We start from the raw sequence: 24368 nt of genomic DNA, 5'->3' as shown, positions 1-24368 counted from the left end.
AGATCGCCTACGGGGCGGCACGACCTGGGCCAGGTGGCCCGTACCGCGCGGCATCCGGTGCGTGGCTCAACCGCTGAAGGAAGGCCCGGGCGTCCGCCCCACCATCAGGCCCGCCAGAGCTGCCCGCGACGAGACCCCCGTCTTGCGGTCGACCCGGGAGATGGGGGTCTCGACCGTGCGGCGGCTCAGGCAGAGCCGGTCGGCGATCGCCGGGCTGGTGAGGCCATCGGCGACGAGGTCGGCGATCTCCCGTTCGCGGGCGGTCAGTTCGGCGAGTCGGCGCACGGGACCGTCGGCGGCGTCGGCCACCGCCGGGCCGACCGCCTCGGCCAGCCCGGCCAGCATCCCGCTGCCCCCGGCGGCGGCGAGCCGCTGCCCGCGGTGCCAGGCGGCGTGCCCGCGCCGCGGACCGTCCGGGTCCGCCGCCAGCAGGGGGGCGCCTAGCGGTGGTTTGTTAGACCGGGGAGTAGAGATCAAGTGGGTGTCCTGCGCCGACGGCGTCGATCAGTGCTTGGAGTTCGGGTGGCGGGGGTGCGTTGGTCCAGGCTCGCCAGCAGCGTTGGAGGGTGGTCCAGGGGTCGAGCCAGGCCCGGACGGCGCGGATCGCCTTGGGCCAGCTGGCTGGATGGGGCTGGTGGGTTTCGCTTGGGCGAACCAGGTGTCCCAGCAGAACGAGAACGCGCAGGTGACCAGGGTCTGGTGGCGGCGGATCGCGGTGTCGGAACGGACCTGGAAGTCAGCCCACCCCAGTTCGTCCTTGACCTGCTTGTAGCTCTGTTCGATCCAGTGTCGGATGCCATAGATCCGTACGACTTCGTGCAGGTCGGCGGCGGGTTCGGGGCTGTCGGCCTCGCGGGGGCTGCCGGGGCGGAGCAGGTCGGTGGCCAGGTACCAGGTGGCCTGCGCGGGCAGTGTGTCCGGGTCCGCTGTGGCCACGACCAGGCGGACGTTTCCGTCGGGTCCCCACCAGCCGAGGTGGGCCTCGGCGGCCCACCAGGTCTCGGTGTGCCCGTCGCGGAAGGTCCGCTCGACGGCGGCCCAGTCGCCTGGGTGCTCGGTATCCGTCCAGGTCAGGGCACGGGCGGCGTCGGCGGGGGTGTAGGCGTCCTTGCCGTAGGCCCAGGTGCCGTGGCTCGGCTCGAGGGCCATGACGAACGGCAGTCACGCCGCGGCGAGTTGTCTGCGGAAGCCGTCCTGGTCGCCGTAGGCGCAGTCGGCGGCCACGGCTCGGAAGGTCGCTCCGGTGGCCTTGGCTGTGCGGGCCAGTTCGGCGGCGATCTGCAGCTTCGTGCGGAAACCGGGGTCGCTCTTGCCCTTGGGGAAGTGATGGGCGGGGGTGTAGGGGTCCGAACTCGTCCATGCAGAAGACGACTTCGGGTTCGCCGTCCTCGGGTATGACCTCGCCGTCGGCGATCGCGTAGAGGTGCTCGACGCGGGCCTTCTTGGCCGCGTAGTCCGGATCGCGGGAGGTCTTCCACGTCTTCAGGCGTTGAAAGGAGACGCCTTCCTCGCGGAGCAGGATGCGCAGGCCCTCGTGGCTGATGTCGTCGACCACCCCCTCGGCGACCAGGAAGTCCGCCAGCTTGGTCAGACTCCAGGTCGAGAACGGCAGGTCGTGCTCGGTCGGCTTGGACTTGGCGATCTTCTTGATCTCGCGGCGCTCGGGCAGCGTGAATGTCTTCGGGCGGCCGCCGGAGTACTTCGGATACAGCGAGTCGAAGCCGTCCGTGTTGAAGTTGTGGATCACGTCTCTGACCCGGTCGTCACTGGTGAACGGCACCTCGGCGATCCTCGCCACCGGCATGCCCTGCGCGGACAGCAGCACCATCTGGGCCCGCCGCCACGTCACCACCGACCCGGTGCCCCTGCGGATGATCCGCAGCAGCCGCTGACCCTCGTCGTCATCGATCTCACGAACCTGTACACGTCCAGCCACGTGATCATTCTGGCCCGGCCCGCCGCGCAGGGAACCACCCACACGGCGGACTGTCACGAGGCAAACGTTGTCAGCGCTCGGGTCAGTTCGGCGTCGTACTGATCGGCGTCGAAGTGAAAGGCCGGAGGGCGCGCCACATCAACCGGCACCTGCCAGTCGGACCACTCCACGATCCCGCCGTGACGCTGCACGAACACGGACAGGTAGCCACAGCATCCACCCGTGCACTTGGGCTCACCCAGCACTACACGTCGTCCCTCGCCGGTCGCCCAGAGAGGACCCGGGCCATCAGCGGGCAGTGCCTCCTCCGCAAACGGGCCGCGGCCTCCCTCTCCGATCGCCGCTGCCACCACTTCCTCGCCATCGATCCGGAAAGACAACTGGGCAGCCCATCGGGAGCCCGGTGGCAACACACTGACCTCAAGCCGATTGAACACCCAAGCACCCTACGTGAGTACCGGCCGCCACAGTTCCGTTCCCACGACCGGATGCGGGCGTCTGGCCGACTACCAGTCGACCTCCGAGGAGGCGAACGTTGCCTGATGCGGCACTAGCGTGCTCAGTCACAGACGTCTGGGACTGAGCTCCCCGCCTGGCGAATCGGCGGGGTCCTTCACTTCTGAGCACCCTGGCTGTCAGTCGCCGCGGGCATCTGCGGCCGCCCTGGCCTCTTGGGTAGCCCCTGCCCGCGACCGAGGCGGCGCCATCTTGGCCAGGCAAGGCTGGATAGGCGGTACGACGAGCCCCGCCCTGCCGTCACTGGCACGGTGCGGCCAGGCCGTTTCGCCTCCTCGCCTTCCGGGGTCGCCGATTCGCTCCCTGACCGGCTGCGTTCCCTAACTAGCAGTTCTCACAAGGGAGTTGACTTCTCACGAGACGGGCCCAATCCTGTGAGAAATAGAACTTCTCACGACGGAGGGGCCATGTCGGAAACCGAAGGAACACCTCGCGTACTTCGCATCAGCTTCGAGTTCCACGTACCGCGTACGTTGAAGGGCGTCAACATCCGCGGTGCCGACGTTGACAAGGCACTGAATACGATGGCTGACCGCATCATCGGGTTGGCCGAAAGCCTGTTCCCCTGGTCCAACAAGGTGACGGTCCGCAAGGAGTGGCTCTACAACTGGACCGACTACACGGACACTTTCGATCTCCCGCCGACCGATAAGAACAGCCCGAAGTAGGGCCGTACCGCGTGGTCGAGGCCCCTCCGAGCATGGACGAGTTTCCGTTGCGACCGGGCAACGCGTGCGCGTCGCCTGCTTGGAATCGGATGAGCTCTGAGCGTCCTATCCGTCGATCGCTGCCCGACAGGACGCTCAGCCACAGCGTCTCGGCAGGTGGGCCAACCACGTCTGAGTACGTGGCACCCGAGATCTGAGTAGCTGGGCGGCTGTGCGGCGCCGACCGTCTGGGTTGGATGAGGGCATGAACGACGTATCCACTTCCGCCCCGCCTCTCCCGGTCCAGTCCGAGTCGCCGACCGACCGAACACGGCTGTGGGCCGCCGTCGCCGCCCTCCTGTTCGTTCCGGCGGCCGTAGTCACCGGAATCCTGACGCTGGCCTCGGAGCAGGCCTCCCGGTGTGTGACCTACGGCGAGCAGTGCGCCCCGGGGCTGCCCGGCTGGCTGTTCGAGTGGAGCGCCGGCCTCGGGGCGGTGGCGCTCCTCGTCGCACTGGCGGCGCCGGCCGTGCGGGTGCGCCAGGCGGCGCTCGCTGTCCAGGTTCTCGCGGAGGCCACCGCGCTGGTGGTCATCCTCAGCCACGCATGATGCTGCCGGGAGCAGGCGTGAGCGCATCCGCCCGCTCCGGCGCCGAGTCCCGGCGTCCGGCCGAAGGGCGAACGTGGGGCGGATCGCCGTAGGAGTGAGAAGGGGCACCTCTCGCACCCGTCGAGCCGATGCTGGCCCGCTCCGTGACCGCGCTGCCGCGCGCCGGATCGAGGCCGCCGCTGTTCGAGCAGAAAGCGGGCGGTTCTCCAGACACTCAGATGTGTCTCACCTACTGGTGCCGTCGTTTCAGGAGCCTGTGCGCGAGGGTGGCCACGGAAGTTTGGGCGCGTTCTTCGTCGTACACATGACGATATGCAACCCGTTCCAGGTGAAGGCGATCGGTACGTTGCGCGGGGTTCCGTCCTTGGCGACGTAGGCCAGGCGGGTCACGTCACGGGCCAGCAGCTCCTGGCTGATCGGGCGGTTCAGAACCTCGATGATCTCGTTCGGCTGCATGGTTCGGTTTCTCCTTCTCAGCGCAGTTGCTCGGCCAGTCCGACGATGATGCCCTCCGGGCCGCGGAGGTAGCAGAGCAGATAGCTGTCCTCGAACCGGGCGATCTCGCCGACGAGTTCGGCGCCGTGAGGGCGCAGGCGGGCAACGCTGTCCTCGATGTCGTCGACGGCGAACATGACGCGGTGCGTGCCCAGAATGTTGTGCGGCCGGTTGCGCGGCCCGGCGCTGATCACCGCGGGGCTGCGGTACTTCGCCAGCTCGAGCCGGCTGTGACCGTCCGGGGTCCGGACCATCGCGATGTCACAGCGGACGCCGTCGAGTCCGGTGCACTGGTCGGCGAAGAGGCCCTCGACCTCCGCCCTGCCCTCCAGCTCCATACCGAGTTCCACGAAGAACGCGATGGCGGCATCCATGTCCTCGACGACGATGCCGACGTTGTCCATCCGCTGAATCGCCATGCTGGTTTCTCCTTCTTCCTCGTGCGGCCGGTGGTGGCCGCTGATGTCCCTGGGACGGAGCCGGTGGCACGTTCTCGACATCCTCAGACCGCCGAACTCCGAAAAATCTGGATCGCGCCTCAGCACCGCTACAGCAGACCCGCGAGCCAGGCGCCACCACCGAGGGTGAGTGCGGCGCAGGTGGCCGCTCCCATGAAGACGATCAGCCGCAGCGTGCCGTCCCCGCTTTTCAATGCTCCCTCGACGATTCGCAGCGTGCGCGCTTGAGCATTGCGCCTCCCCCCGGCGGGCCCGAGCATCCGTGGACGGGAATGCAGATCAGCGCTGGATGGGGCTCTGGGAACAAGCTCCGGTACGTCACCGTCCAGCCGAACCTCGTCGCCGAGGTACGCGCTGACACAGCGGTAGACCGCGGCCGGCACGGCACCCAGTGCGCTACCTGCGTATTCGGGATGACCTCACCCCTGGCGACATCGCGGCGGCGGGGTGACCGATGCGTCGGCGCCTGATGTCTCATGAGACATCAGGAAGTCTGGAGAACGATGGTTACCGCACCCTGGTCTTCGCCCGCCCGACGCCATGCATCCAGTCCAGGCGTGGCACGGACCTACGGCCGGCGTTTTCGTGCGGGCGGATACGCCTTTCTAGAAGGGTTCGGCGGACCGCAGGAGGTCGTGCGGAAGGTAGGGGGATTCGACGCGGATCGCCCAACCGCGGCGACGGGCGTGGCAGGCCAGGGCGAGGATGTCGAGGTTGACGGAGGCGTCCGGATCGTCGGCACGGTCGGCGACCCGGTAGTAGTCGCGGTGGGCTTCGAGTGCGTCGGCGAGAGCCAGGTTGAAGCTCTCCTCGTCGCCGTCCACCAGTTGCGACAGCAGCACGGCCGGCGGCATGGCGAAGCCCCAGTCCTTGGCCCTCTCGGCCTGCTCCAACGCCCGCTGCGCGGCCGCTTCGGGATCGGCGCCCTTCAGGTAGGCGTGGAGGGCTTCGCGGTACGCGCTGAAGGCGGAGCCGTCCGGGCGGGCGAAGACGGGGCCGGTCAGGACGAGAGGGGCGAGGTCCTCACGTGCGCCGGTGATCAGGGCGAAGGCGACGGCCCGCTGCCAGTTGCCGGCGCCGATCTCCTCGCCCCGGTCGGCCGGGTAGCGGAGCGTGCGGCCGTCGACGCTCACCTCGGCCTGGGTGCCCGGCTCCGCGAGGCCGATGTGGAACAGTGCCGCCCCCATCTGGGAGGCCAGCCTGAGGGGCGCGAGCTGTGTCGCGGTGACACCGCCGGGGTCGCCCGCGCGCCACTTGAAGAGGCGCTCCTGGTCACCCATGACACTGCCGAGCCGCCAGACGGCGGGAGCTTCTCCGCCGACCGGGGTGAACGCCTCCTGGAGGTGTTCCTCGTACATGGCCGTGACCCGCGCGTCCACGATCCGCTCGCAGGCAGGCCGGTCCACCACCAGCGGGCCCGCGGCGAGCGCGGCGACCGCGTCCGGCCGCCTCTTCCGACCGAACCCCGCGACCCGGGGGCCCCGCGTCTCGAAGCCAGTGACCAGCGCGTGCGGCAGGTACTCGGTGTGGACGGCGGGCGTCCAGCCCAGAGTCCGGTAGGCGAACGCGGCAAGGGCGATGGGGACGAGTGGCAGAAGGGTCTTGGGGGAGGCCGCCGGGCCTTGCGCGGCGGCGTACCCGGCCAGGAGGCCGGCCAGCGCGGCGTCGAAGGCCTCCCGGTCCTCGGAGGCCAGGGCGCGCAGCGTGCGCAACGCGGCGCTGTCCGGGCGGTCCAGGAGGGGCTCGCCGCTCTCGTTGGCGCGGGTACGGACGCGGTCCAGGGACGCGTCGACGGCCGTGAGCTTGGCCTGCGCGCTCGGCGGGTACTCCTCGTCGTCGCCGGTGTCGTCCAGGATCACGGCCATCAGTCCCGTGGCGAGCTCCCCGGCGGGCGTGCCCTGCGCCTGCACGGCGAACTTCTCTCGGGCGAAGTGGAAGGCCTCGCCGTGGAACGTCGCCTTGTCCCTGAGGACTGTCAGGCAGAGCGCGTCGATCCACTCCCCGGGCGTGACGCTCTCCTCGGGGGCGTCCTCACCCGGGTCATACCTCATGCCGAAGTTCACGTAGTCCAGGAAGACCTGGAAGCTGCAGTGCGGGTGGTACGCGGCGTAGGCGACTGCGCCGGCCGCGGCCTCCGAGGCGTCCTTCAGCGCGGCCCGGGCCTCCGCCGTACCGAGGTCGGGTGCCTCGACGGAGAGCGCCCCCAGGTAGTCGAGGAACTCCTCGGCGATGGACTGCCACTCGTAGGTGGCGATACGTCCGGCCTTCGACATGGACCGCACCTGGCCCCCGATGCGGTTGGTGAAGTCCTCACGTGCCGCCGACACGACGGCCCCGCCCACCTGGTGACGCTCTATTCGCACTGCCGAACTCCTTGATCGAATCTCCACGACAGCCTAGATGATCGATTCCAAGGGGTCAGTGATCGTAGGCGGTCAGTGAGCGCAGGGGCTGGCCGGTGTGGTCGTTGTGCCAGATCGCGGCGGTCAGCGCGAGGATTCGCTGCATGACGCGGGCGATGACACCGCCTGGTGTGCGCCCTCGGTGCTGCTCGAGGTCGAGCTGGCCCTTGAAGGTTTCGTTGACCGACTCGATGACCTGCCGCAGTGGCTTGAACAGCGGTGCGCCGGGTCGTTCCGGCTCGCCTTTGCGGGCCGGCCGCAGCAGCCCGATACTCTGTTCGGCCAGTTGGTGTTCGAACTCGCGGCCGAAGTAGTTTTTGTCGCCGATCAGCGTCTGTCCGGGCCGGTCGGCGACGAGGTCGGCGAGCAGGTCCAGCAGGGTCTCGCGTTCGTCGGCGCTTGACAGTCTCGCGGGAGCGTCCGCATTCCACCGGCGTGGAGTCCACGATCCACACGTCGTCGCTCCAGACGGAGTGTCCGTGGCCAGTAGTCGGGTGACCCGCCGAAGAAGCTCGGCGGCCTTGCGCAGACGCTTGTTGTAGCCGGGCTGTTTGGGCAGGTAGGGGAAGAGATGCCGCAGGTGGGAGCGGGCGTGACGGAGCCACCTGGCCTCGGAGGTGAAGCCCAGCATGGCCTGCATCACCGCGAGCGTGACCAGCTCGGCATCGGCCAACTGCGGAGTAATCCCGACCGCCGGACGCCAGGGTGCGAGATGCGGCGAGTCCTTCAGCAGGTCGTCGGTCTTCACGTAAATTGCGGTCGCGAGGGAGTCCAACTCTGTCTTCACACACTGACGTTGGGCTCCCTCGCCTCATGCGCGCAGCCGATCTGTAGGTTCTCGCGGTTCGTGTCCTATTCAGAGGCTGTGAGCTGCGGCTGGCCCCGGTGTCTCACGCCGTGTCCAAGCCAGCCAGTCTCACGGTTGCGTCCGAATCCCCGGACCGGCCACGAGGAGCAGGCGGCCGGCCCGCAGGAGGCCATCCACCGGACATCGCCCCTCTCCCTGGAATCTGACGTCCGAGCCTGGGTAAAGCCAGTGGAACGAGAACTCGACCCCGTTCACCTGGACCGAAACAGCCGATGAGATCCTCGACTCCCTCGCCCGCTCCTGCCAACGGATCTCCGGCGCAGGAGACCAGTAGGACCCTGTCAGGTCGCTCCGGCTCTTGAGTTTTGGATGGTGGTGGGCGGTGACGCTACGGGGCCGCCCCGTGCGGCCGTAGTCGCACGAGGCTGCCCGGGCGCTTCAGCTGAGTTGTGCCTCAGCGAAAAGCGGCGATGCTACGGGCGACCCAGTTGTTGAAGGGGCGCGGAGCGCGACCGAGGACTCGTTCCACGTCCGAGCTGATCCGCAGTTCGGCGGGGTTCGGGGCGGAGATGATGTCCAGGGTGTCGTCGGCGAGCTCCGGCGGCACGAACTGGGTCATCGCGGCTTTGGCCTCCTCGCGGGTGAGTTCGTGGAACCGCACCGGCGAGCCGAGCGCGGCGGCGATGGCCTCCGACTGCTGACGGGGCGTGATCACCTCGGGCCCGGTCAGCTCGAAGATTCCGCCGGTGTGCCGGTCGTCCAGCAGGCAGGCCGCCGCGACCTCGGCGATGTCCGCCGGGTCGACGATCGGAACCCCGACATCGCCGAAGGGTGCGGCGACCGTCCCTTGCGTGCGGACGGACTCCGCCCACGCCAAGGCGTTGGAGGCGAAGCCGCCCGGTCGTAGGACGGCCCAGTCCAGGCCGGACTCTCTCAACGCGTCCTCCACCGCGCGCATCGCGATCCGCGACGGGCCGAGCGGCCGGGTCGCCACGCCCTGCGAAGACAGCAGGACGACTCGGCGGACCCCGCTGGCAGCAGCCAGGTCGATAATGTCGGTCGGCCTGGCTTCGGGGGCGTGCAGGTCGCCGGACAGCAGGAGGAACAGCGCCTTCGCCCCGTCCAAAGCGGGGGTGAGGCTCTGCGGCTCGGCCAAGTCAGCCGGCACGTGCCGGACCCCGTCCGGCATTGCCGCCGCGTGCCGTGACACCGCCGTCACCTGCTCGCCCGCCTTGGCCAGGGCCTGCGTCAAAGGCTGGCCCACATTCCCGGTAGCCCCGGTCACCACGATCATGTTCAGCTCCTAGTCCGTTGTGCACTGCGGCAATTGACGCTAGGAGGCAGGCTTACTTTTCGTAAGAACATACCCAGAGGTAAGCTCCGGACATGAGGGAAGGTGCGCAGCTGACGCAGGCCGAGGCGGGCAATCGGTATGAGGTGTTTCACACCGACTGCCCTGCGCGCGACATGGTCGACCACGTGACCAGCAAGTGGGGTATCTGGGTGCTGATCTCCTTGCGGAGCACCGACCTTCGGTTTTACGAGCTGCGCGACAGCATCCAGGGCATCAGCGAGAAGATGCTCACTCAGACACTGCGCGCACTGGTCCAGGACGACCTGGTCTGGCGGAAGGTCGAGCCGACGACGCCACCCCAAGTCACCTACGGGCTGACTGAGTTCGGCCAGGACGTCGGTGCGCCGCTGACGGACCTGTTCGACCGGATCACACAGCGGCTGGCAGCCAGCGGGGCGTCTGCCACGGAGCGGCTGAGCGCAACAGGTCAAGCGAAGCAGCTGACCACCCCCGGCCCTCAACAGCTTCATCATCTCGACGACGAACACTGACCGTGACAGCAGAAAGGTTCATGCGTACCCCCAGCACGGACCAGTGGCAGAAAGGCCGCGCCACCAAGACACTGTCCATGGAGGACCTGTCCCACGTGTGGCTCACTCCAACGAGTGACCAGGCTGCCCAGCCAGTCTCAGTTCCGTGGCCGATCGGCCACGGAATGGCCACCGGCCGTGAGATTCGGCCAGCCAATCCGAGATCCCACACGATCCCTTGGAATCGATCATCTAGGCGCAAGGGCTGACAGGCCAGCGGCTGCCGGACACTCGGTAGTGGCCGGGCCACGGGGCAGGCCTCGTGACCGGGCGTCAGCGGCGGATGGTGTTTGGACGGTCATGCCGCGCTGGGCGTGCCGCTGGGGGCGGACCGGCATGCACGGCACCCACTCGCCTGCACCAGCCACGCTGCTGGTCCTCCTGAGCGGCACCGCGAGCGGGCGAGCGGGACGCGAAGAGCGTAGGAGTGGAAGAGTGCACCTCTCACCGCCGGTCGAACCGATGCTGGCCCGCTCCGTCACAGCCCTGCCGTCACCCTGGGCCAGGCCCGCGCTGTTGTGCGGCGGTTCGGTCGACTGCGGGAAGTCGTCGTACTTCCGTACCAGCCGCCACAGCCCGAAGGAGTTGACGCCCAGCATCTGCTGGACTTCCGCCCTGGACAGGTAGCTGTCACTCACGCCCATACCGTTGCTCCTCACCGTCCCAGGGCCGAGATGGCCCAGGCCAGATCATGGGACGGACCGGGCAAGCGGCACGCCAGAGCGGTTGGACGCCGACGGCGTCACGGCGACGCTCGCCTCGGGCGAGAAGGTGCGCAGCAAGTACCTTGTCGGTGCCGACGGCGGCGCCAGCGCAGTCCGCAAGGCCACAGGTCTCGGCTTCGTAGGAGAGACTGACGCCTCCGACCGTACGCTCATCATCGACTGCACGATCGACGGTCTGCCCCGCGACCGGTGGCACATCTGGCCGCGCGCCTCCGCAGGAGCATGTCCCCTGCCGCATTCCGACCAGTTCCAGGTGATGATCAGGCTGAGTCCGGACGACACACCGGACCTCGACGAAGCCGCGCTGGCCGGCCGGTTCCACCGGCTGACCGGCCTGCGGCTGCGTGACATCACCTGGACCTCGGTGTTCCGGCCCAACGTCCGGCTCGTGGAGCACTATTGCGCGGCTCGGGCCCTTCTGGCAGGTGACGCCGCCCATGTGCACCACTCCGGCCGGCGCGCAAGGCCTCAACACCGGCGTACAGGACGCGTACAACCTCGGCTGGAAACTCGCCCAGGTCATGGCCGGCGCACCGGACAGCCTCCTGGACACCTGCGAGGCCGAGCGGCAGCCGATCGCCGCACGCGTGCTCGGCAAGTCCAGCGAACTGTACGCACACCTCAGCCGGCACCGTGTCTCCGGGCTCAAGCGCGGCGACGAGGAACGTCAGCTCAGCCTTTCCTACCACTGCGGACCGCTCGCCCCCGGCCACTCACCGACCACCAAAACGCTGCGCGTGGGCGACCGGGCGCCGGACGCGCCGTGCTCCGGACGGGGGGCCCGGCGCCTCTTCGATGTCTACAAAGGACCACACTTCACACTCCTGGCCTTCGGCGCCGACGCCACCGAGTCGCTGCCCGAGCTCACGTGGCCCACCTCGGGAGCCGAACTGCGCCGTTACGGCGTCCGCAGCGGGCGCCACACCGAAGACGCCGACGTTCTCACCGACACCACGGGCCAGATGAACAGCATCTACGGCATCACCGGTGAGACGCTCGTCCTCGTCCGGCCCGACGGATACATCGCAAGCATCGTCACATCGGACTGGACAACTGCCTTTACGGCCGCAGCCAACGCGTTCACGCCGAGGTGACCCAGCACGCCCCCCCCGCGCCAAGGCGCGTGATGGTCAACAACATGAGCCGAGAACTCACCGGAGAGTCCACCCCAGCCTGGCGAATCGAAGGACCGCACCGGCCTGCCGGTGACGCAGTACGCGCCGGCGCCCCTCTCCCGGACGCAGTTCAGCCGGGCCGGTCGCTCGCTGTCGGCTGTCGAGACCTGCCCAGGCGCCGGGAGTCTCCGGCCGTCCCGCGAACGCACGACGCCCGAGGCATGGCCGTGCTCCGCGCCGGTCGGCGTGTACCGCCCCTGCGCGAGTTCCGCATGCTCCCCATACACCGTGGGAACCACGCCCGGGTCCGAGTGGTGGGTGAAGCCCAGCAGCCCTACCCGTTGAGGAACTCCGCGCACCTGTAGGGCCCCAGTGCGGCGCCTTCGGACGGGCGCAGGGTGACCTCCACCTCGTCGGTTCTGACCTTCGGGTCCAGTACGGACTGGGCGCGTGCCAGCGTGCACACCAGTTGCCCCGTGCCCTGGTCACGCCCCGACTCCGGGTAGGGGCCCTCCAGGCGCACCGTGACGCGGGTGCCCTCTCCGGTCACCGAGTAGGCGCCGAGGTGGACCAGAGAGGTGAGCCCGTCGCGCTGCTCGGCGGGCGGAGGTTCCTGGGCCAGCAGTTTGACCACCGCGTTGAGGTCCTTGATCTCCCTGTCGAGCAGAGGCACCGCGCGCAGCCCGCCGGCGGACGCGTAGTAGAGCCGCATGCCGCGTGTCAGCCCGGATGCGGGCTCGCCCGCGCCTATCACTCCGGTCGGCTGGACGCCGCAGCCCACCAGAGCGATCACCAGCGCGGCGGCCGCACACCCCTGTCGGGCCTTCACCGGTCACCTTCTTCCGTACGCCGCAGGGGCAGTCGCAGGGTGAACAGGGCGCCGCCGTGCGGTCCGTCGGCCGCCTCGATCGTGCCGGCGTGCAGTCGTGCGTTCTCCAGCGCGATCGCCGTGCCGAGGCCGCTGCCCTGGCCGCTGTCGTCGGTGGCGCCGCGCGTGCGGGCCGCGTCCGCCTTGTAGAACCGGTCGAAGACCCGCCCCCTCGCCTCCGGCGGCAGGCCCGGGCCGTGGTCGGCGACGGAGAGGGTCACCCACTCGCCGCCCGTCGCGAGGGTCACAGTGACAGGTGGGGCTCCGTGTCTCAGCGCGTTGCCCACCAGGTTGGCGACGATCACGTCGATGCGGCGCCGGTCGACCACCGCCCGCAGGCCCTCGGGGAGGTGCGTCCGCACCCTGTCCGTCCAGCCGCGCAGCGCCAGTGACGCGCGTACGGTGTCGGCGAGGTCCGTCTCGGCGGCGTTCAGCCGTACCGCCTTGGCGTCGAAGCGGGAGATCTCCATCAGGTCCTCGACCAGCCGGGACAGCCGTGCCGTCTCCGCGCCGACGGTACGGGCCGCCCGAGCCGCGTCCGCCGGCAGTTGGTCGGCGTCCTCCTCCAGGACGGTCGCCACCATCGTCATCGCCGCGAGGGGTGTGCGCAGTTCGTGCGACACGTCCGCGACGAAGCGGCGTGCCTTCGCCTCCTGCTCGCGCAGTTCCGCGTCCGATGCCTGGAGGGCGTCAGCGGTCTCGTTGAACGTCCTTGCCAGGTCTGCCAGTTCGTCGTGACCGGAGACGGAGACCCGGCTGCCGAGGTCTCCGGCCGCGAGTTGCAGGGTTGCCCGGCCCAGCTTCCGTACCGGACGAAGGACCGTCCGCGCGGCCAGCAAGGCCAGGACGGCGGCCAGCAGGACGACCGGCGCGATGCCTGTCCGTACGGAGTCGAGCAGGGCGGCGGTGTCGTCCCGCTCGGCCCGCAGGTCCGCGATCGCGAAGACCTCCAGGCCGGAGGCGCTGCGGTCTCCGTCGGCGAACCTGACCGGCGTCCCGAGGACCAGGTAGGGCTCGCCCCTCCACTGCACCCGCTGGAACATGGCGCCGTTGCCCGTCATGACGGAGGTGCGCATCTCGACGGTGATCCGGGCCTCCGTGTCGGCCGCGGGATCGGAGGCGGCGGACAGGTCCTGGTAGCGGACCACCACGCTCTTTCCCCCGATGCCGTCCGACACACGGGCCGCGAAGCGGGACAGCGACTGCTGGTCGGGCGGTACGTCGAAGTCGGCGGCCTCCGCGCCGACCCGCTCCCGGAAATCGTTCACGGCGGCGTTCTGTGCGCGCTGGAGGACGGCGGTCCGGGCGTCCCGGTAGGCGAGGGCGGTCGCGGTCACGGCGCTGATGAGGGCGACGACGACGACGGTGACGACGAGCCGGAGACGCAGTCCGCCGATGAGCCGCCGGGAGCCCCGCTTCGGGGCGGCGCCGCGGGGGTCCGTACGGTTCACAGGGGCCCGAAGCGGTAGCCGAAGCCCCGCACCGTCTGTACGTACCTCGGCTTCGCCGGTATGTCCTCGAGTTTGGCCCGCAGGCGTCCGACCGCCGCGTCCACCAGCCGGGAGTCGCCGAGGAAGGTGTGGTCCCAGACGGTTTCGAGGAGCTGCTCCCGGCTGAAGACCCGGCGCGGGGAGGCCGAAAGCTCCAGCAGCAGCCGCAGTTCGATGGGTGGCAGCGGGACCGGTGTGCCGTTCTTGGTGACGGTCAGTCCGGCGCGGTCGATCACCAGTCCTGCGAGGTCCGCGTCCGTCCCCCGCGTCTGCGCGGACGGTTCGGCGCGGCGCAGGGCGGCCCGGATGCGGGCCTCCAGGACGGGTGCGGTGACCGGTTTGACGACGTAGTCGTCGGCGCCCGCCTCCAGGCCGGTCACGATGTCCTGGTCGTCGCCGCGCGCGGTGAGCATGATGACCGGCAGGGTCGCCGAGCGGGCGCGGATGCGGCGGCACACCTCGAAGCCGTCCATGCCGGGCAGCATCAGGTCCAGTACGGCCAGTTCGACCCGTGCGCCCAGTCCCCCGGCGAGCAGGGCGAGGGCCTGCTCGCCGGTGGCGGCGGTGTCCACGCCGTACCCGTGCCGACGCAGCACGAGCTCCATTCCGTCCCGTACGGACGCGTCGTCCTCAATGAGCAGTACATGCGGCATGGGGCCGATTATGAGCATGCCCGGGCCGTTTCCGCCTACTCCGAACGGGGGTGGACGCGCAGGTCGGAGGCATTGTTACGTTCCCATCATGTAGCCATGGACGGGCCATCATCCGCATCGGCGAGCGTGAGGCGCATGAGCTTCCTCAGGACCGACCCCCGCCCCACCGCCCGTCTGCGCATGGCGGCTCTCGTGGCCGTGCCCGTCCTCGCCTTCTCCGTCGCCTGCGGCGGCGGTGACGACAGCGCCGGTGGAACGACGAAGAACGAAGCGATCGCCGACGTACCGGACGCGCCGTCGGCGAGCGCCACGAAGGACGCGAGCCGACCGAGCGCCCCGTCCACCGGCACGAGCGCCTTCTACGACGCCCAGGTGGCGTTCGTCCGGTGCATGCGCGCCAAGGGCGGATACAAGGACTTCCCCGACCCCAAGCTGAGCGGTTACCTCGACTGGACGAAGATCAACGAGATCGGGTCCCAGCCCGGCCGCAACGCCGGCATCAAGGCCGGAAGGAACAATGTCTGTGTCCCGGAGCTCCAGGCCGCGATGGCGGTCGAACCCGAGCGCGACCAGCAGAAGGCGTACGAGTCGATGCTCGCGCACGCCACGTGCATGCGGGACAACGGTGTCTCCCGGTTCACGAATCCGACGATGTCCGGCGGCAACGCGATCCCCGGCGGGGACCCGAACCCGGGCTCCCCGGCCATCGACCCGCAATCGCCGTCGTACAAGCAGGCCGAAAAGGCGTGCAAGTCGAAGCTGATCGACAGTGTGGACGGCATGCAGTGAAGCGCCGTACCACCTTCCTCACGCTCGGCGCGGTGACCGTCGCCACCGCGGCCACCGGAGGAGTCCTGTTCCTCGACGGCGGCGGCGACGCGGGCGCCTCCGGTCGGGACGACGCCCTGCCGCCCGCCACCGCGGCCGTCGTGCGCACCGACCTCGTGCAGTCCAGGACCGTCGACGGCAGGATCGACTTCGCGCAACGCCGCGCGGTGAAGTCCGCCGTCGAGGGCACGATCACGGTGGCCGCCTCCGAGGGCCGGACCCTCATCCGCGGCCAGGCGCTGTACGAGCTGAACGACAAGCCCGTCACCCTGCTCTACGGGCCCGTCCCGATGTTCCGCGACATGAGGACCGGCGACAAGGGCAGCGACGTCCTCCAACTGGAGCGCAACCTGCGCGACTTGGGGTACGGGGCGTCGCTGTACGTCGACACCCGGTACGACAAGGACACCGAGGCCGCCGTCAGGCAATGGCAGAAGTCCCTCAACCGTGAGCCCACCGGCACGGTCGGGCGGGGCGAGGTCGTCTTCCAGCCGGGGCAGGTCAAGGTCGTCTCGGCCGACGCGGCGCTCGCCGACCAGGTGGGCCCCGACGGCCCGGTCCTCACCATCGCGTCCACCAAGCCGGTCGTCCTGGCCCAGCTCGACCAGAGCGACGGGGCTCTCACCTCGAAGAACACCAAGGTGGAGGTCACTCTGCCGAGCGGCAGGAAGGTGGCCGGCAGGGTCGTGGGAACGGTCCGCCCGGAGACGGACGCCTCGGGAGCCGATGCGGCGCAGGACGGCATCATCGTGGAAGTCGTACTCGACGGAGGGGCGGGCGCCGCGTCCGGGGAGGACGCGAAGGCGTCGGCGAGCGTGCAGTTCGTCAGCGAGGCGCGCAAGGGCGTCCTCGCGGTCCCCGTCGAGGCGATCGTCGCTTTGCGCGGCGAGAACGGCGGCTACGGCCTTCAGATCGTCCGGGGCGCCACCTCGAAGATGGTGCGGGTGGAGACGGGCATGACCGCCGACGGGCAGATCGAGGTGTCGGGCCCGGACGTGCGCGAAGGTCTGAGGGTCGGAGTGGCGGCGTCATGACACCGGCTCCGGTGATCGAACTGCGGGGTGCCACCAAGTCGTACCCCGGCGGCGTCCACGCCCTGCGAGGCGTGGACCTCACGGTGCAGGAAGGCGAACTGATGGCTATCGTCGGCCCGTCCGGCTCCGGCAAGTCCACGATGCTCAACATCATGGGCACACTCGACAAGCCCACCACGGGCACCGTCCGGGTCGCCGGATACGACGTGTCCGGGCTCTCCGACTCCCGGCTCTCGGCGCTGCGCGCACGCCACATCGGCTTCGTGTTCCAGCACTTCCACCTGTCGGCGGGGCGCGACGCGGTGGACAACGTCGCCGACGGGCTGCTGTACGCGGGCGTCGCACTCGGGGAACGGCGCAGGCGCGCCCGTGAAGCACTCGCCAAGGTCCGTCTGGACCATCGCTGCTCGCACACGCCGAACGAACTGTCCGGCGGCGAGAAACAGCGTGTGGCCATCGCCCGCGCCCTGGTGGGAGACCCCCGGCTGCTGCTGGCGGACGAACCTACCGGTGCGCTGGACACCATGTCCGGCGACCTCGTCATGGAGCTGCTGCACGAGCTGAACGCGTCCGGCACCACGATCTGCGTGATCACCCACGACATCGGGATCGCGGACTCGCTGCCGCGCCGGGTCCGCTTCAGGGACGGCGAGATCGTCTCGGACTCGGGCGACAACTCCCCTACAGGAGAGGGCACTGCATGAAACACGATCTCAAGCCCTCTGTTCTCTCCCCCGGCGACGTCCTCCGCGTCGGTGCGGTCGGCCTTCGCGCCCGCCGCGCGCGCGTGGTGCTCTCGGCGCTCGGCATCGCCATCGGCATCGCGACCATGGTGGCGGTGGTCGGTCTGTCCGAGTCGAGCCGCGCCGACCTGATGGCCCGACTCGACCGCCTCGGCACCAATCTCCTCACCGCCGAGGCGGGCGAGGACGCCGAGGGCAAACCCTCCGAACTGCCCAAAAGCGCCGTCGCGATGGTCGAGCGCATCGGTCCGGTCCAGCACGCAACGGCCACCGCCGACGTCGACGCCCGCATCCGCCGCAGCGATGTGGTCCCCGAGGAGCGCACCGCCGGTGTCACCACCCAGGCGGCCGGCACCGACCTGCTGGACGCGCTCGGCGGCGAGGTCGACCGGGGCATCTGGCTGAACCGTGCCAACGAGCGCCTCCCGGTGACCGTCCTCGGCGCGGTGGCGGCGGACCGCCTCGGGATCACCCGCACCGGCGAGACGATCATGATGAACGAGATGCGCGTGGTCGTCGTCGGCATCCTCGAACCGCTCGAACTGGTCCCCACCCTGGACCGGGTGGCTATGGTCGGATTCCCCACGGCGGAGCGCTACTTCGGCTTCGACGGGCACCCCACCACCATCTTCGAGCGTTCCACGGATGCCTCGGTGGAGGACGTACAGGCGATCCTGGCCCGCACCATCAGCCCCGGCAACGCGTCGGGCGTCAAGGTCTCCCGTCCCTCCGACGCGCTGGCCGCCAAGGCCGCCACCGACGAGGGACTGACGACCCTCATGCTCGGTCTCGGGGCCGTGGCCCTGCTGGTCGGCGGGGTGGGCGTCGCCAACACCATGGTCATCTCCGTCCTGGAACGCCGCCAGGAGATCGGCCTGCGCCGCTCTCTGGGTGCGACCCGGGGCTCGATCCGGCTCCAGTTCCTGACCGAGTCGCTACTGCTGTCGGCGCTGGGAGGGGTGACGGGCGCGTCGCTGGGGACGGCGGCGACGTACGGCTTCGCGCGGGTGCAGGGATGGACGGCGGTGGTTCCGCTCTGGTCCCTGGGCGGCGGACTGGCCGCCACCCTTCTGATCGGCGTGGTCGCGGGCCTCTATCCGGCGATCCGCGCCTCCCGTCTCCACCCGACGGTGGCTCTGCACGCGACGTGATGCGGCGACGTGGGGCGGGTCCGGTGATGGGCAGTGCGCTGCATCAACTCAGTGTCCGTGAAACGGGACGTCAGAGCCACTGGGCTTGATCCGCTTTGACGGACATTCGAGATCAGGGGTTCAGCCCCGGGAGGATGTCCATCATGGAGAGCATGGGGAAGAAGCCTCGCCGCCCTCGCCGTTCGTTCACGCCGGAGTTCAAGGCCGAGATCGTAGGGCTGTGCCGACGGGGTGACCGCTCGGTCGGGCAGGTCGCCAAAGACTTCGAACTGACCGAGACCGCGGTGCGGGACTGGGTGAAGCAGGCCGAGGTCGACGCGGGCGAGCGCAACGGGCTGACCAGCAGCGAGCGTGAGGAACTGGCTGCGTTGCGGCGGGAGAACCGCCGGCTGCGCAAGGATGTCGATATCCTCAAGCGGGCCACAGCTTTCTTCGCGAAGGAGACCCGGTGACGGTGCACCCGTTCATCGAGGCGGAGAAGCGGGCAGGTCACAGCGTCAAACGGGCCTGTGAGCTGATGAAGGTCTCCCGGACCGCCTTCTATGCCCGTCGTACCGGCCTGCCCGGCCCCCGTGCAGTGCGGGACGCCGAGCTGACCGAACGGATTATCGAGGTCCATGCGAGATCGCGCGGAACTTACGGGGCCCCGCGCGTGCATGCCGTGCTCAAGCGCGAGGCGGCCGGGTGCGGCCGCCGTCGTGTCGCACGACTGATGCAGGCCGCCGGACTGCAGGGCCGGCACCGCAGACGACGGCATCTGACCACGATCCCCGATCCCAGGGCTGCCCTCCGTCCCGACCTCATCGTCCGGGACTTCCAGCCCGACCGCACCGGGCTCGATGCCCGCTGGTGCGGCGACATCACGTGTGTCCCGACCGAGGAGGGATGGCTCTATCTGGCCACGGTCATCGACATCGCCTCCCGACGCGTGGTCGGCTGGGCAACCGCCGATCACCTGCGAACCGAGCTGGTGGCAGACGCACTGAAAGCCGCCTGCCGGCAACGTCGACCCACCCAAGCTGTGATCTTCCATTCGGATCGCTGCTGCCAATACACCAGCCAGCAATTCGCTTCTCTGGCAGGCGAGTTCGGCGTTCGACTGTCGGTTGGCCGTACCGGTCAGTGCTGGGACAACGCGCTCGCCAAGTCGTTCTTCTCGACCATCAAACGCGAACTGCTCGGCACCTCCGCCTGGCCCAGCCGGGCAGCCGCCCGCACCGCGATCTTCGATTTCATCGAGGGCTGGTACAACTTGCACCGACTGCACAGCAGCCTCGGCTACCTCAGCCCCGCCGAGTACGAGACCGCACTCGCAGCCTGACCACCACACCAATGGTGTCCGTCAAAGCGGAACAAGCTCAACGGCAACGTGATCCGGCTATCCGACCACAGTAGATGGCCCGCAGCTGAGCCGAAGCGCGTTAGTTGTCACCAAGGCAGCCTTACTGTCACCAAGATCGACGACTCAGTTCCGATCGCTGCGATTAGTCGCGATAGATGCCACCGGATCGAAGGGGACTGACACCAACGGCCGATGATCACCGCTTCGGGTACGACCGAGCGCCAGTGAGTCCTTTGGTCGGCTGGTTGACCTCGAGGTGTGGGCCCGAATGCTGTGGACTGTTCGGCCGAATCGGTGGCATCGTCAGCGATCGTGACGGAGCATGGTTTCCTGGCGTTGGCGCCGCAATACACCACGACATCCGAGCTGCTCTCGAGGTCGGCGCATCGGCGGGGGATGGATGTAGAAGTACTTCCCGCCCATGGCGGTGCGGGCACCGCCATGGGGAGGCGTGGTGGCCACTACTATGGCGGGCCCGCTTTCGCGGCACGGGTCGTGGATGCCCTTGAGGTCGCGCTCTTGGAGCCATCTGACGACTGGCTGGCCACATTGCCCTACGAGTACACCGGACGGCGCATCGCCATGGCGACCCTGGGCGAGGCGCGCCGTCTGTTCCGGCCGGCGTTCGTCAAGCCGCCGAGTGACAAAAGCTTCCCGGCCGCCGTCTACGCCAGCGGTTGTTGCCTCCCGACAGGGACGGAGCTGTCACTGGACGTGCCGGTACAGATCAGCGACGTGGTGACCTGGGCAGCGGAGTTTCGCCTGTACCTCCTGGACGGCGAGGTCCGTACGGGTTCGCAGTACGCCACCTTCGGCCGTCTCGACGCCGAGCGGCTGGACGGGCACCGCCATGAAGTCGCTGTCCTGGAGTTCGCGGACGATCTCCTTGCCATGTGCGGCGGTGGCCTGCCCAGCGCGGTGGTGGTGGACATCGGGCTCCTGGCCACACCTGAGCACGGCGCCGCCGACCAGTGGGCGGTGGTCGAGGCGAACATGGCGTGGTTCAGCAGTTGCTATGCCGCAGATTCTGACCGGGTCCTGGACGTCGTCCTGCGCTCAGCTGGTCCGCGGACACAGATGGCGGAGCGAGACCGCCGGTTCTGCCAGAACATCGAGGACGCTCACCTGACCGGCTGAAATGCCGGCGTGATCAGTGACAACAACCGTGCCGACCCGACGATCGGTGCCGAGTGCCGTGCCGATCTGGTGACAACTACTGCGCTCCACTTCGGCACACGACTGCAGCGCAACTGCAGCGGGAACTAGGCGTTTTCACGCGCTGAGATCTGCGATTCTCCTCGTGACCTCTGGAAACGACGACAGGAAGGACGCGGGGATGAGCGGAAGCGGGGGCGGGGCGCCGTGGAATCCATACAGAGGAGGACAACCGCCGGAACCTGGTTCGCCAGCGGGCTCGTGGCCGCCGGGTCCAGCGCGCCCGCTGACCTTCGGACGTCTCTTCAATCCGATCGCTGTGGGGCGTGTGGTGTTCACGCCGTCCCGGCCGGACCGTGTGAACGACCCGGTAGTGAAGAGGGTGCAGGTCTTGCGGACGGTCGTCGGCCTGGTCGCTGTCACGTGGATGCTGTTGTCCTACGGGCTGGCGTCAGACACCGACTCCGTGGTGGACGACCGCTTCGACCAGATCCGTACCACCCTCATTGTGCTGGGGGTGACGTTCCCGGTCGCCGTCGCCGCCTTCATCGCGGCGGCCCGCCCACCCAACCGGCGCCTGTTCTTGCGCCGCGTGGGTAAGCCCGCCGGGGCGCTGCTCGCGTTGGTCGTCACGCTCGCTGTGCCAAGACTGATCACGGGGCTGGGTTACGTGGACGAGGAAACGAACTGGACGGCATCGGCAGGGCGGGTGGCGCTGCTGTTCGCCCTAGGCGCCTTCATGTTGTGGCTCGCCCCCTTTGGTCTCTACGGCATCGCGCAGTCACTCGTGCACGTCTTCCGGACAGCAGACCTCCACGAGACGGTTCCACCGCTGCTCGCGACGCTGCTCGTTTGGGAAGTCGCCCTCTTCGACGTATTCCGGGGTGCCTACGACGGTGTGCCGTTCGGAGTGTGGGTGGCCTTCATCCTGGGAGCCCCGCTGACCGTCACCGCCGTGGCGATGTGGGAGCTGCGGCGGCTGCGTACGCGGCACGGCATCACCCTGCGTGCAGCACTGCTTCGCTGAACCGTCGCGACGGAGGGGTTGCCCTTTGGATCTGCTGCTCCCGGCCGCCGTCCAACCCGTACCTGTGCAGTAGCGATCATACGGTCCGCTGCCGCAAAGCCCTGACCTGCGTACTTAACCTTCGATGAGACGAACTGCAATCCGCCAGTCTTCGGTGAGATTCACTCAAGGTTCGGTGCGACAGGACAGCTGCGACTTGGAAGACGCTGTGACTGATTCTGTCCCGTCTCTGTCGATCTGGTCCCTGTCTCAAGTGATCTGGTCCGATTCGCTCGTCGTGTCAGATGATCTGGTTCGCCGCGAGCAGTGGAGAGGCGGTGGACAAAGATCGCGCGTGCGTCAGACCCCATGACCGCATCGGATCCCAAGGCTGACCTTCACTTTTACTTGCAGTCCGCCCCTGATGCCCTGCTGTGGAAGCTCGAAGGGCTCTCGCGTCGGTGATCTTCTTGGGGACGCCCGGCCTGGCCTCGTCGCACAGGACACTGGGCCGGTGTCCTCATCCGCCCGCGGCGGGCTCTGCAGAAAGGGCCCTGCCGCGGGCCGGACGACGGTTGACGGGCTCTGCCGGGTGGGAATGCCGGGCGGCCGCCCGCGCCATACGCTCGGCATATGTCCGATTTCATCTCCGCAGGCGCGTCAGCCGAGGACCTTCCAGCACCGACCGAGGGCCTGCTGCTCACGCACTTCCTCACGGTCGGCGACGTCCCTCGCTCGCGGGCGTTCTACGCCGATGTGCTGGGCGGGCAGGTGGTGCTGGACGAGAACCCCTGCATCATCAAGGTCGCCAACAGCTGGATCATCATGAACCCCGGCGGCGGGCCCACCGACGACAAACCCGATGTCGTCCTGCGCACCCCGGAGGACCCCCACACCGTCTCCAGCTTCCTGAACGTACGGGTGGCGAACATCCACGGGTTCTATGCGGCGGCCCGCGCCAGGGGAGCCGAGTTCCTCACCCCGCCCATCGACCGGCGCGCCGAGCTGCGCTGCTATATGCGCGATCCGGACGGCTACCTCATCGAGGTCGGACAGGCCACGGGCCTGCTGAAGGGCATCCTGGCACGCACCGGCACCGAAACTGACCGCTGAACGGCGCCTCACGAGAGAGGCATCCCTCATGGCACACCAGCAGATCCCAGGTCTCGATCCGACCGCGACGCCCAGCGGAACCGGGTGCGTGGAGTGCATGGCGGGGGACGGACCGGGGTGGTGGTTCCACCTGCGGCGCTGCGCCGCCTGCGGGCACATCGGATGCTGCGACTCCTCGCCCGCGCAGCATGGCACGAAACACGCGCGCGAGGCCGGACACCCCCTGCTGACCAGCTTCGAACCGGATGAGGACTGGTTCTGGAACATCGAGACCGATCAGTACTACGAGGGGCCGGAGCTGGCCCCGCCCACCGCGCACCCGGCCTCGAAGTCCACTCCGGGCCCTTGGGACAAGGTCCCTGGGGACTGGGAGCGACAGCTCCACTGACCGCTCTCGATCGTTGGACTCTCCGGTCCGGGAGTCAGATCTGCCGGACCGGGTCCGTGATGCCTCCGGGGCACGCGAGCGCCGCGATGTCCCATCCGGCGCGTCCGGCCCCGGCCCGGTAGGCGCTTTCGTAGAAGGCGAGGACGGCGGCACCGGGATCGGTCTCGACGCGGGCCGCGTCGTAGCGCAGCACGGCCAGGTGGCTGTCGCCGTGCGCGACCCACCTCGCGGAGGCGGGGCTGAGCGGCTCCCCGGCCAGGCCAGCGGGCTCGGGGGCGGTGTAGGAGTAGAAGGCGGGCTCGGTGAAGGTGTCGTCGCCGAACCAGAAGCCGAAGCTGATCACTTCCCGGGAGTACGCCTCACGGGTAACGGGGTCGGCCTGCCGGGGCTGGTCGATCCGTCGCCCGGAGAATCGGCTGTGGGCGATGTCGAAGGTGTGCCAGAAGTGGTGCACCGGACTGTTCTTTCCCGAGTAGCCCGCCGCGAACTCCTCCAGCACGGACGCCACCTGGCTCAGGACCCTCCAGTAGCGATTGGCGGCCACGGGATCGTAGGTCGCGTGCTCGGTGTCCTCGGCGAACGGCCGGCCGGCGTCGGGCAGGTCGAAGGGCCTGGGAATGGCGATGTCCACCCGGACCCCCAGCGCGGCCAGAGCGGCCAGGGTCGCGTCGTGGAAGGACGCGACGGACTGGCCCGGAAGCGGGAAGGACCGCTCTTCGCCGTCCAGCGTCGCGACGACGAGCCGGTGGTCGACGAAGTCGAAGTCGATCGTGAAGATCGGATTCCCGTCGATCTGACCCATCGGACGCGTGGTGATGCCGCGCCCCGTGACATGAAACGGGACGTTCCACCAGTGGTTGCACCGGGCGCTCGCCGCCAGGCGGATCTTGCCGACGATCTGCGCGAAGCGGTGCAACGTCTCCTTGGTATCCCGCCACTCCATCAGCGGCATCGGTGGGAACAGCTCCATCACGCTCCCATGATGACCCAGCGGGCGGCGT

At 68.9% G+C, this 24368-nt stretch carries 25 protein-coding genes and 4 pseudogenes; 16 read left to right on the top strand and 13 right to left on the bottom strand.

The features are described from left to right. Positions 1 to 66: 66 nt before the first annotated feature. From ACFT7S_RS07810 to ACFT7S_RS07795, 4 genes and pseudogenes are all read right to left on the bottom strand, one after another. The gene (locus ACFT7S_RS07810; protein WP_382728411.1) at positions 67 to 477 is read right to left on the bottom strand and encodes a LuxR C-terminal-related transcriptional regulator; all 411 of its coding nucleotides are present in this window, start codon (positions 475 to 477) and stop codon (positions 67 to 69) included. A 27-nt stretch (positions 478 to 504) separates the two neighbouring features. Further along, complete coding sequence (locus ACFT7S_RS07805) at positions 505 to 1149, bottom strand: hypothetical protein (protein WP_382728585.1); 645 nt, start codon at positions 1147 to 1149, stop codon at positions 505 to 507. Between the two features lie 190 nt (positions 1150 to 1339). Then, positions 1340 to 1936, bottom strand: a pseudogene (locus ACFT7S_RS07800) (transposase); the annotation flags it as partial. A gap of 53 nt (positions 1937 to 1989) precedes the next feature. Continuing rightward, complete coding sequence (locus ACFT7S_RS07795; protein ID WP_382728409.1) at positions 1990 to 2373, bottom strand: hypothetical protein; 384 nt, start codon at positions 2371 to 2373, stop codon at positions 1990 to 1992. Between the two features lie 486 nt (positions 2374 to 2859). Here ACFT7S_RS07795 and ACFT7S_RS07790 point away from each other — a divergent pair, with 486 nt between their 5' ends. Next, complete coding sequence (locus tag ACFT7S_RS07790) at positions 2860 to 3120, top strand: hypothetical protein (RefSeq protein ID WP_261716316.1); 261 nt, start codon at positions 2860 to 2862, stop codon at positions 3118 to 3120. A gap of 244 nt (positions 3121 to 3364) precedes the next feature. Next, positions 3365 to 3709, top strand: a complete 345-nt coding sequence (locus ACFT7S_RS07785) for a hypothetical protein (protein WP_382728406.1) — start codon at positions 3365 to 3367, stop codon at positions 3707 to 3709. A gap of 273 nt (positions 3710 to 3982) precedes the next feature. Here the strand turns inward: ACFT7S_RS07785 and ACFT7S_RS07780 are convergent. The 5 genes and pseudogenes from ACFT7S_RS07780 to ACFT7S_RS07760 form a co-directional block, all read right to left on the bottom strand. Continuing rightward, positions 3983 to 4165: pseudogene (locus ACFT7S_RS07780) on the bottom strand (pyridoxamine 5-phosphate oxidase); the annotation flags it as partial. Positions 4166 to 4182: 17 nt separating this feature from the next. Beyond that, the gene (locus tag ACFT7S_RS07775; protein ID WP_382728404.1) at positions 4183 to 4623 is read right to left on the bottom strand and encodes a VOC family protein; all 441 of its coding nucleotides are present in this window, start codon (positions 4621 to 4623) and stop codon (positions 4183 to 4185) included. Positions 4624 to 5267: 644 nt separating this feature from the next. Beyond that, the gene (locus ACFT7S_RS07770) at positions 5268 to 7004 is read right to left on the bottom strand and encodes an Imm49 family immunity protein (RefSeq protein ID WP_382728568.1); all 1737 of its coding nucleotides are present in this window, start codon (positions 7002 to 7004) and stop codon (positions 5268 to 5270) included. Between the two features lie 76 nt (positions 7005 to 7080). Next, a pseudogene (locus ACFT7S_RS07765) lies at positions 7081 to 7851 on the bottom strand (IS982 family transposase). A 475-nt stretch (positions 7852 to 8326) separates the two neighbouring features. Further along, the gene (locus ACFT7S_RS07760) at positions 8327 to 9166 is read right to left on the bottom strand and encodes an SDR family oxidoreductase (protein WP_382728402.1); all 840 of its coding nucleotides are present in this window, start codon (positions 9164 to 9166) and stop codon (positions 8327 to 8329) included. A 92-nt stretch (positions 9167 to 9258) separates the two neighbouring features. Between ACFT7S_RS07760 and ACFT7S_RS07755 the strand changes: the two genes are divergently transcribed. From ACFT7S_RS07755 to ACFT7S_RS07740, 4 genes and pseudogenes are all read left to right on the top strand, one after another. Beyond that, entirely contained in the window at positions 9259 to 9717 is a 459-nt protein-coding gene (locus ACFT7S_RS07755) for a winged helix-turn-helix transcriptional regulator (RefSeq protein WP_382728399.1), read from the top strand. A 474-nt stretch (positions 9718 to 10191) separates the two neighbouring features. After that, positions 10192 to 10383: a hypothetical protein gene (locus ACFT7S_RS07750; RefSeq protein ID WP_382728396.1), complete on the top strand. Its 192-nt coding sequence runs from the start codon at positions 10192 to 10194 to the stop codon at positions 10381 to 10383. Positions 10384 to 10527: 144 nt separating this feature from the next. Next, positions 10528 to 10866, top strand: a pseudogene (locus ACFT7S_RS07745) (FAD-dependent monooxygenase); the annotation flags it as partial. Positions 10867 to 10918: 52 nt separating this feature from the next. Then, entirely contained in the window at positions 10919 to 11575 is a 657-nt protein-coding gene (locus ACFT7S_RS07740) for an FAD-dependent monooxygenase (RefSeq protein ID WP_382728393.1), read from the top strand. A 355-nt stretch (positions 11576 to 11930) separates the two neighbouring features. Here the strand turns inward: ACFT7S_RS07740 and ACFT7S_RS07735 are convergent, their stop codons facing one another. Genes ACFT7S_RS07735 through ACFT7S_RS07725 form a run of 3 tightly spaced genes read right to left on the bottom strand, consistent with a single transcriptional unit; the run spans position 11931 to position 14607 of the window. Next, positions 11931 to 12425: a hypothetical protein gene (locus ACFT7S_RS07735; RefSeq protein ID WP_382728390.1), complete on the bottom strand. Its 495-nt coding sequence runs from the start codon at positions 12423 to 12425 to the stop codon at positions 11931 to 11933. Then, a complete protein-coding gene (locus ACFT7S_RS07730; RefSeq protein ID WP_382728387.1) occupies positions 12422 to 13915 on the bottom strand; it encodes an ATP-binding protein in 1494 nt (497 codons plus the stop codon). Before ACFT7S_RS07730 ends, ACFT7S_RS07735 begins: the two co-directional genes overlap by 4 nt. Next, the gene (locus ACFT7S_RS07725; RefSeq protein WP_382728384.1) at positions 13912 to 14607 is read right to left on the bottom strand and encodes a response regulator; all 696 of its coding nucleotides are present in this window, start codon (positions 14605 to 14607) and stop codon (positions 13912 to 13914) included. The genes ACFT7S_RS07730 and ACFT7S_RS07725 overlap by 4 nt, the downstream gene beginning before the upstream one ends. Before the next feature lie 135 nt (positions 14608 to 14742). Between ACFT7S_RS07725 and ACFT7S_RS07720 the strand changes: the two genes are divergently transcribed. The 10 genes from ACFT7S_RS07720 to ACFT7S_RS07675 all read left to right on the top strand — a co-directional run bounded on the left by ACFT7S_RS07720 (position 14743) and on the right by ACFT7S_RS07675 (position 23367). Further along, a complete protein-coding gene (locus tag ACFT7S_RS07720; RefSeq protein WP_382728381.1) occupies positions 14743 to 15396 on the top strand; it encodes a hypothetical protein in 654 nt (217 codons plus the stop codon). Continuing rightward, positions 15393 to 16469: a peptidoglycan-binding protein gene (locus tag ACFT7S_RS07715; RefSeq protein ID WP_382728379.1), complete on the top strand. Its 1077-nt coding sequence runs from the start codon at positions 15393 to 15395 to the stop codon at positions 16467 to 16469. Before ACFT7S_RS07720 ends, ACFT7S_RS07715 begins: the two co-directional genes overlap by 4 nt. Continuing rightward, positions 16466 to 17173, top strand: coding sequence for an ABC transporter ATP-binding protein (locus ACFT7S_RS07710; protein WP_382728376.1), 708 nt, complete (start codon positions 16466 to 16468; stop codon positions 17171 to 17173). Before ACFT7S_RS07715 ends, ACFT7S_RS07710 begins: the two co-directional genes overlap by 4 nt. Further along, positions 17170 to 18363 (top strand): ABC transporter permease, encoded by a 1194-nt coding sequence (locus tag ACFT7S_RS07705; RefSeq protein ID WP_382728373.1) that lies wholly within the window; start codon positions 17170 to 17172, stop codon positions 18361 to 18363. The genes ACFT7S_RS07710 and ACFT7S_RS07705 overlap by 4 nt, the downstream gene beginning before the upstream one ends. A gap of 134 nt (positions 18364 to 18497) precedes the next feature. Next, complete coding sequence (locus ACFT7S_RS07700) at positions 18498 to 18815, top strand: transposase (RefSeq protein ID WP_382728370.1); 318 nt, start codon at positions 18498 to 18500, stop codon at positions 18813 to 18815. Positions 18816 to 18880: 65 nt separating this feature from the next. Further along, a complete protein-coding gene (locus tag ACFT7S_RS07695; protein WP_382728367.1) occupies positions 18881 to 19684 on the top strand; it encodes an IS3 family transposase in 804 nt (267 codons plus the stop codon). Between the two features lie 417 nt (positions 19685 to 20101). Further along, positions 20102 to 20842 (top strand): ATP-grasp domain-containing protein, encoded by a 741-nt coding sequence (locus ACFT7S_RS07690; protein WP_382728565.1) that lies wholly within the window; start codon positions 20102 to 20104, stop codon positions 20840 to 20842. A 400-nt stretch (positions 20843 to 21242) separates the two neighbouring features. Further along, the gene (locus ACFT7S_RS07685; RefSeq protein WP_382728562.1) at positions 21243 to 21887 is read left to right on the top strand and encodes a hypothetical protein; all 645 of its coding nucleotides are present in this window, start codon (positions 21243 to 21245) and stop codon (positions 21885 to 21887) included. A gap of 612 nt (positions 21888 to 22499) precedes the next feature. Further along, entirely contained in the window at positions 22500 to 22979 is a 480-nt protein-coding gene (locus ACFT7S_RS07680; protein ID WP_382728364.1) for a VOC family protein, read from the top strand. A 28-nt stretch (positions 22980 to 23007) separates the two neighbouring features. After that, positions 23008 to 23367: a UBP-type zinc finger domain-containing protein gene (locus ACFT7S_RS07675; RefSeq protein WP_382728361.1), complete on the top strand. Its 360-nt coding sequence runs from the start codon at positions 23008 to 23010 to the stop codon at positions 23365 to 23367. 34 nt (positions 23368 to 23401) lie between these two features. Here ACFT7S_RS07675 and ACFT7S_RS07670 read toward each other — a convergent pair whose 3' ends face one another. Then, positions 23402 to 24337: a DUF5996 family protein gene (locus ACFT7S_RS07670; protein WP_382728560.1), complete on the bottom strand. Its 936-nt coding sequence runs from the start codon at positions 24335 to 24337 to the stop codon at positions 23402 to 23404. Between the last annotated feature and the right edge of the window lie 31 nt (positions 24338 to 24368).

The sequence above is a fragment of the Streptomyces sp. NPDC057136 genome (assembly GCF_042670885.1).
Classification (GTDB): domain Bacteria; phylum Actinomycetota; class Actinomycetes; order Streptomycetales; family Streptomycetaceae; genus Streptomyces.
Note: the sequence above shows the minus strand (reverse complement) of the source record. Positions and strands in the feature narration are given on the sequence as shown.